General features: G+C 76.8%; 4 protein-coding genes. 3 read left to right on the top strand and 1 reads right to left on the bottom strand.

The window, feature by feature from the left end:
• A partial coding sequence (locus tag ACIWVC_RS32430) for a 3-oxoacyl-ACP synthase III family protein (RefSeq protein ID WP_396452445.1) occupies positions 1-1,021 on the bottom strand: 1,021 nt, incomplete at its 3' end.
• A 150-nt stretch (positions 1,022-1,171) separates the two neighbouring features.
• Between ACIWVC_RS32430 and ACIWVC_RS32425 the strand changes: the two genes are divergently transcribed.
• The 3 genes from ACIWVC_RS32425 (at position 1,172) to ACIWVC_RS32415 (ending at position 4,772) form a co-directional block, all read left to right on the top strand.
• A complete protein-coding gene (locus ACIWVC_RS32425; protein WP_396455014.1) occupies positions 1,172-2,290 on the top strand; it encodes an ACP S-malonyltransferase in 1,119 nt (372 codons plus the stop codon).
• Positions 2,290-4,047 (top strand): hypothetical protein, encoded by a 1,758-nt coding sequence (locus tag ACIWVC_RS32420; RefSeq protein WP_396455013.1) that lies wholly within the window; start codon positions 2,290-2,292, stop codon positions 4,045-4,047. The genes ACIWVC_RS32425 and ACIWVC_RS32420 overlap by 1 nt, the downstream gene beginning before the upstream one ends.
• 149 nt (positions 4,048-4,196) lie before the next feature.
• Positions 4,197-4,772 carry a TerD family protein gene (locus tag ACIWVC_RS32415; RefSeq protein ID WP_396455012.1) on the top strand — a complete coding sequence of 192 codons (576 nt, stop codon included), beginning with the start codon at positions 4,197-4,199 and terminating at the stop codon, positions 4,770-4,772.
• Positions 4,773-4,943: the final 171 nt, after the last annotated feature.

Below are 4,943 nucleotides of genomic sequence, written 5' to 3'. Positions count from 1 at the left end.
AGGCGGAGGGCGGGGCCGGGGGCCAGGTGATGAGGGTGTGGCCCCAGGTGACGCCCGCGCCGAACCCGGCGAGCAGCACCAGGCCGCCGCCGGCCAGGCGGCCGGTGCGCACGGCCCGGTCCAGGGCGTAGGGGATGCTGGCGGCGCCGATGTTGCCGACGTCGTGCCCGACGATCGCCAGCTGCCCGGGGTCGAGCCCGGCGCCGGGCGCCAGCGCGGCGACCAGCCGCGGGTTGGGCTGGTGCGGGACGACCAGGTCCAGGTCGGCGGGTTTGATCCCGGCGGCCTCGGTGGCCTCGGCGACCAGCCGGGGGAAGATCCGCTCGATGAAGCCGCGGACGGCGCGGCCGTCCATGTGGATGGTGTGGCCGAGGCCGGCGAGGGTCTCGGCGGTGGCGGGGGTGCGGCTGCCGCCGGCGGGGATGAGCACGTCGTCGGTGCCCGACCCGTCGGACCCCAGGGTGACCGGGCCGATCCCGTAGGGGGCGGGGACCGGCCCGATGACGGTGGCGGCGGCGCCGTCGCCGAACACCGCGACGGTGCCGCGGTCGGCGGGGTTGAGGAACCGCGAGTACACCTCCACGCCGACGACCAGCGCGTAGGGGGCGGCGCCGCGCTGGGCGGCCAGCCAGCCGAGCGCGGCCTGCAGCCCGAACACGTACCCGGTGCAGGCGGCGGCGACGTCGAAGGCGGCGGCGCGGCGCGCGCCGAGCAGGGCCTGCACGCGGCAGGCGGTGGACGGGGCGATCAGGTCGGGCGTGGAGGTGCCGAGGACGATCAGGCCGATGTCGGCGGCGTCCAGCCCGGCCGCGTCCAGCGCCCGCCCGGCGGCGGCCGCGGCCAGGTCGGAGGCGGCCTGCCCGGGCGCGGCCAGGTGCCGGCGGCGGATGCCGGTGCGGTCCTCGATCCAGGACGGATCGAGGCCCAGCGAGCGGGACAGCTCGTCGCTCGGCACGCACCGCTCGGGCAGGCAGGCGCCGGTCCCGCGGACGGCCCACCGGGTGTCTTCGCGCACGGTCACGCTCGTTCCCCCCTCGCGCCACGGGCGGTTGTCAGACCCACTGCACGAGTGAATAATCCCATTTCACGGTTTATGTTCCATATGTGCGCATTAAGCGGCCTTTATGCCCGAATGGGTAAGTCGGCCTTCCTTTCAGGTAAGGAGACCCGCGTGCCGTCCACCGCGTTCGACCCCGCCCGCGCCCTCAAACCCGGCGACATCTGCGCCTTCCTGTTCCCCGGCACCGGCTCCACCGGAGTCCCCGACCTGCCCGCCCTGGCCGCCGCCGGGCCGGGCGCCGCCCGCGCCGTCGCCGACGTCCTGGACGCCGTCCAGGAGGGCCTGCCCGCCGCCGGCTGGCCGTCCCTGCGGGCGATACTGCTGGAGGACCCCACCCGATACCGGGCCGCGTCCCGCACCCCCGGCGTCGCCCAGCTGTGCTCCTACGCCGCCTCCGTCGCCGTCGACCGCGCCCTGCGCGCCTGCGGCGTCCACCCCCGCTACGCGGTCGGGCAGAGCTTCGGCGAGATCGCCGCGCTGGTCAGCGCCGGCGCGTTCGGCATCGCCGACGGCGCCCGGATGGCCGTCGCCGCCGTCGGCGTCCTGACCTCCCGCGGCCGCGGCGGCGGCATGGCGCTGCTGGAGACCGGCGAGGACGGCGCCCGCGCCTGCATCAAGTCCGCCGCCGCGCCCGAGGTGGTGGTCGCCTGCCTGAACGCGCCGTCGGTGACGATCGTGTCCGGTCCCGACGGCCCCCTGGAGGCGGTCGTGGACGCCGCCCACGGCGCCGGGATCCGCGCCGTGCGGCTCGCCGTCCCCTACCTGTCGCACCACCCCGCGATGGCCGGCGCCGACGACGAGTGGTACGCGATGATCCGCCACCTGCCCCAGCGGCCCCTGGAGCTGGAGGTGCACTCGCCGGTCCGCGGCCGCGCCTACCGCGACGGCGACGACCTGCACCGCGCCATGGCCGACTGCATCGTCAAGCCCGTCCGGCTGCCCGGCGCCCTGCGCGCCGTGCGCGCCGCCGGCGCGACCGTGTTCACCGAGGCCGGCCCCGGCGACGCGCTGTGCCAGTGCGCCCGGCTGTCGGTGCCCGGCGCGCGGACCCTCGCGCCGCTGCGCGACCGGCCCCGCCACGGCCGCACCGGCAAGGCCGCCCCCGGCGTCGCCCCCGGCACGCCCGCACCGGAGACGGCGGCCCCCGGCACGGCGCCCCCCGATGCGCCCCCCGATACAGCCCCGGATACGGCCCCCGATACGGCCGGGCGCGGGGGAGGGGAGCGGTGATGGACGCCAAGACCCGGGCCCGGCTGGAGGAGGCCGTCCCCGAGGAGTTCTTCACCTACCCCGCCGGGCTCACCGCCCGCGAGCACCAGGCCCTCACCTACCGGCGGCTGCGGCACGCCGGGCTGGCCGCGCCGCCCGCCGCCGAACTGCTGGCCGACCCGCCCCTGCTGTGCGCGCTGCTGGACCGCGCCGCCATCGCCGACCCCGCCCTGTTCCACGTCATGCTGCTGCACTACACCCTCGCGCTCGGCCCGATCCTGCGGTTCGGCGGCGGGCAGCAGGGCGCGCGGGAGGCGCGGGACGCGCTGGAGTCGATGGAGGCGGCCGGGACGCTGCTGATGACCGAGGTCGGCCGCAGCAACAGCCACCTGTCGCCCCGCACCGTCGCCCGCCACGACCCCGGCACCGGCGGGTTCACCCTGACCACCCCCGACCCGCAGGCCGCCAAGTTCCCCACCAACACCGCCCACCCCGGCGTCGCCAAGACCGCCGCCGTCTACGCCACCCTCGTCCACGGCGGGCGCGAGCGCGGGGTGTTCGTGTTCGCGGTGCCGCTGCGCCACCCCGACGGCACCGTCCCGCCCGGCGTGCGGATCGTCCCGGCGCCGGAGACGACCGGGCTGCCGATCGACTACGCCGCCGTCCTGCTCGACGGCGTCCGCGTCCCCTACGAGGCGTGGCTGCGCGACGGCGCGAGCATCGCCGCCGACGGCTCCTTCCACGACCCGGCCGGGAACCCGGCGGCCCGGCTGACCCGCTCCATGGGCATCGCGCCGCCGGTGTGGCGGGCCGTCATCTCCGCCTCCGCCGCGATCACCCGCGCGTCGGCGGGGATGCTGCTGGCGCACTCGGCGGACCGCACCACCCTCGGCAGGCTCGCGCCCCGCCGCCCGCTGACCGACTACCGCAACCAGCAGGAGGCCGTGCTCGGCGCGCTGGCCGCCGCCCACGCGCTCACCGCCGTCGCCGCGCACGTCACCGCCCCCCGCCCCGCCGCCCCCCAGGCCCCGGCCGCCGGCGGGCCCGACACCGCGTGGGCGCCCTGGTCGGCGGTCGACCGCGACCTGGCGCTGCTGAAGGCCGCCGCGACCGCCCAGGCGCAGCAGACGGTGTCGGCGTGCCGGGTGCACAGCGGCGCGCCCGGCTTCGCCGCCGCCGAGCGCCTCAACGCCTACCGCGGCCTGGCCCACGCCTACCAGAACGCCGGCGGCGACAACGAGCTGATCCTCTACGACACCGCCCGCGCCATGGCCGACCTGGACCGCTACACCCCGCCCGAGCCGGGCGCCGGCCCGCCCGACGGCGGCGACCTGGACTCCCCGCGCGTGTGGCTGTTCCTGGCCCGCGACGCCGAGCGCCGCATGCGCGACCGGCTCGCCGGCCGGGTCCAGGACGCGCTGGCCGCCGGCGGCGACGCGTTCACCGCCTGGAACGGCAACCTCGTCCTGGCCGCCAGGACGGCCGCCGCGTGCGCCGACCGGATCGTGCTGGAGATCTGCGCCGCGTCCGCCGCCGCCGACCCGGACGGGCTCGGGCCCGTCCTGCGGCTGCACGCCCTCAACGTCCTGGACCGCCGCGCCCCCGACCTGCTCAACGAGGGCGCCGCCCCGCCGGGTTTCCTGGACGAGGTGTGGGCGGCGCGGCGCCGGGCCTGCGACGTGCTGGCGCCGCGCGCGGCGGACCTGGCCGCCGCGTTCGAGCTGCCCGCGCCCGTCACCGCCCCCGCCGCGTTCCTCACCGGCCCGGCCGGCCGGTGACCCTCCGCCCGGGACGGCGCGAAACGGCACGCCACGCCGCGAATTCGGCAAGGAGCCGGGGGAACCGGCGAGGGATGGCTACCGTTCTCGTTAGACAGACCGATCGCGGGCGCCGGCCGTCCGCTGTCCCGATACGGAGGTAGACAACAGTGGGAGTCAGTCTGAGCAAGGGCGGCAACGTCTCGCTGACCAAGGAGGCTCCCGGACTGACCGCCGTCGTGGTCGGTCTGGGCTGGGACGTGCGGACCACCACCGGCACCGACTTCGACCTGGACGCCAGCGCCCTGCTGGTGTCGGCCGAGAACAAGGTCCTGTCGGACCAGCACTTCGTGTTCTTCAACAACCTCAGGAGCCCCGACGGCTCGGTCGAGCACACCGGCGACAACCTCACCGGCGAGGGCGAGGGCGACGACGAGCAGATCAAGGTCAACCTCAACGCCGTCCCCGCCGAGGTCTCCAAGATCGTGTTCCCGGTGTCGATCTACGACGCCGACGGCCGGCAGCAGAACTTCGGGCAGGTCCGCAACGCGTTCATCCGCGTGGTGAACCAGGCCGACAACAGCGAGATCGCCCGCTACGACCTGTCGGAGGACGCCTCCACCGAGACCGCCATGGTGTTCGGCGAGCTGTACCGCAACGGCGCCGAGTGGAAGTTCCGCGCGGTGGGCCAGGGCTACGCCTCCGGCCTGGCGGGCATCGCCTCCGACTACGGCGTCAACGTCTGACCGGCGAGCCGAACGCACGAGCCGAACGCACGAGCCGAACGCGCGGCCGCACCGGACGGCCGCACCGCGGGCCGTGCGCACGGCCGAGAGTCCGCAGCGGGGCGCCCCGGAACCGTCCGGGGCGCCCCGCCGCGCTTCGACCGGCCCGCGGGCCGCGCCGGGTCCGCGCGG

Origin of the sequence: Actinomadura sp., assembly GCF_044508335.1 — a bacterium.
GTDB lineage: Bacteria > Actinomycetota > Actinomycetes > Streptosporangiales > Streptosporangiaceae > Spirillospora.
The sequence above is the reverse complement of the archived record's forward strand: the minus strand, read 5'-3'. Positions and strand labels throughout refer to the sequence as shown.

What these genes read in the sequence shown, in the direction of transcription:
- ACIWVC_RS32420 (WP_396455013.1), top strand. Translation starts at nt 2,290, where the DNA reads ATGGACGCCAAGACCCGGGCCCGGCTGGAGGAGGCCGTCCCCGAGGAG.